The sequence below is a fragment of the Streptococcus infantis genome (assembly GCF_047463635.1).
GTDB lineage: Bacteria > Bacillota > Bacilli > Lactobacillales > Streptococcaceae > Streptococcus > Streptococcus infantis_W.
The window spans coordinates 1-2148 of the sequence record NZ_JASHDL010000039.1 but is presented as its reverse complement, the minus strand read 5'-3'; the positions used below and the strand labels follow the sequence as shown (position 1 = coordinate 2148).

Here is a 2148-nt window from a genome sequence, read left to right as displayed (position 1 = left end):
AAGATGTTGAAGTAGGCAAAGATGGCACAACAACTGTTACATACCCAGATGGTACAACAGCGGTTATCCCAGCAGATAAGACAGTTAAGAAATCAGCTGATAAAGCAGTTAAGGATCCATCAGTAACACCAGTTACAGATCCAAGCAACTTGACTGATGCAGAAAAAGCTAAGGTAGCCGATGAAGTTAAGAAATCTAACCCAACAGCGAAAGATGTTGAAGTAGGCAAAGATGGCACAACAACTGTTACATACCCAGATGGTACAACAGCGGTTATCCCAGCAGATAAGACAGTTAAGAAATCAGCTGATAAAGCAGTTAAGGATCCATCAGTAACTCCGGTTACAGATCCAAGCAACTTGACTGATGCAGAAAAAGCTAAGGTAGCCGACGAAGTTAAGAAATCTAACCCAACAGCGAAAGATGTTGAAGTAGGCAAAGATGGCACAACAACTGTTACATACCCAGATGGCGCAACAGCGGTTATCCCAGCAGCTAAGACAGTTAAGAAATCAGATGATAAAGCAGTTAAGGATCCATCAGTAACTCCGGTTACAGATCCAAGCAACTTGACAGATGCAGAAAAAGCTAAGGTAGCCGACGAAGTTAAGAAATCTAACCCAACAGTAACAGATGTTAAAGTTGGCAAAGATGGCACAACAACTGTTACATACCCAGATGGCGCAACAGCGGTTATCCCAGCAGATAATACAGTTAAGAAATCAGCTGATAAAGCAGTTAAGGATCCATCAGTAACTCCGGTTACAGATCCAAGCAACTTGACTGATGCAGAAAAAGCTAAGGTAGCCGACGAAGTTAAGAAATCTAACCCAACCGTAACTGATGTTAAAGTTGGCAAAGATGGCACAACAACTGTTACATACCCAGATGGTACAACAGCGGTTATCCCAGCAGATAAGGCAGTTAAGAAATCAGATGATAAAGAAGTTAAGGATCCATCAGTAACTCCTGTTACAGATCCAAGCAACTTGACTGATGCAGAAAAAGCTAAGGTAGCCGACGAAGTTAAGAAATCAAACCCAACCGTAACTGATGTTAAAGTTGGCAAAGATGGCACAACAACTGTTACATACCCAGATGGTACAACAGCGGTTATCCCAGCAGATAAGGCAGTTAAGAAATCAGCTGATAAAGCAGTTAAGGATCCATCAGTAACACCAGTTACAGATCCAAGCAACTTGACTGATGCAGAAAAAGCTAAGGTAGCCGATGAAGTTAAGAAATCTAACCCAACCGTAACTGATGTTAAAGTTGGCAAAGATGGTACAACAACTGTTACATACCCAGATGGTACAACAGCGGTTATCCCAGCAGATAAGACAGCTAAGAAATCAGCTGATAAAGCAGTTAAGGATCCATCAGTAACACCAGTTACAGATCCAAGCAACTTGACTGATGCAGAAAAAGCTAAGGTAGCCGACGAAGTTAAGAAATCTAACCCAACCGTAACTGACGTTAAAGTTGGCAAAGATGGCACAACAACTGTCACATATCCAGATGGTACAACAGCGGTTATCCCAGCAGATAAGACAGTTAAGAAATCAGCTGATAAAGCAGTTAAGGATCCATCAGTAACTCCGGTTACAGATCCAAGCAACTTGACTGATGCAGAAAAAGCTAAGGTAGCCGATGAAGTTAAGAAATCTAACCCAACCGTAACTGATGTTAAAGTTGGCAAAGATGGTACAACAACTGTTACATATCCAGATGGTACAACAGCGGTTATCCCAGCAGATAAGACAGCTAAGAAATCAGCTGATAAAGCAGTTAAGGATCCATCAGTAACACCAGTTACAGATCCAAGCAACTTGACTGACGCTGAGAAAGGTAAAGTAGCCGACGAAGTTAAGAAATCTAACCCAACCGTAACTGACGTTAAAGTTGGCAAAGATGGCACAACAACTGTTACATATCCAGATGGTACAACAGCGGTTATCCCAGCAGATAAGGCAGTTAAGAAATCAGCTGATAAAGTCGTTAAGGATCCATCAGTAACTCCGGTTACAGATCCAAGCAACTTGACTGATGCAGAAAAAGCTAAGATAGCCGACGAAGTTAAGAAATCTAACCCAACCGTAACTGATGTTAAAGTTGGCAAAGATGGTACAACAACTGTTACATACCCAG

1 pseudogene is annotated in these 2148 nt (G+C 41.7%); it reads left to right on the top strand.

The annotated features are described in order from the left end of the window. Positions 1-2148: pseudogene (locus tag QM867_RS10625) on the top strand (hypothetical protein); the annotation flags it as partial.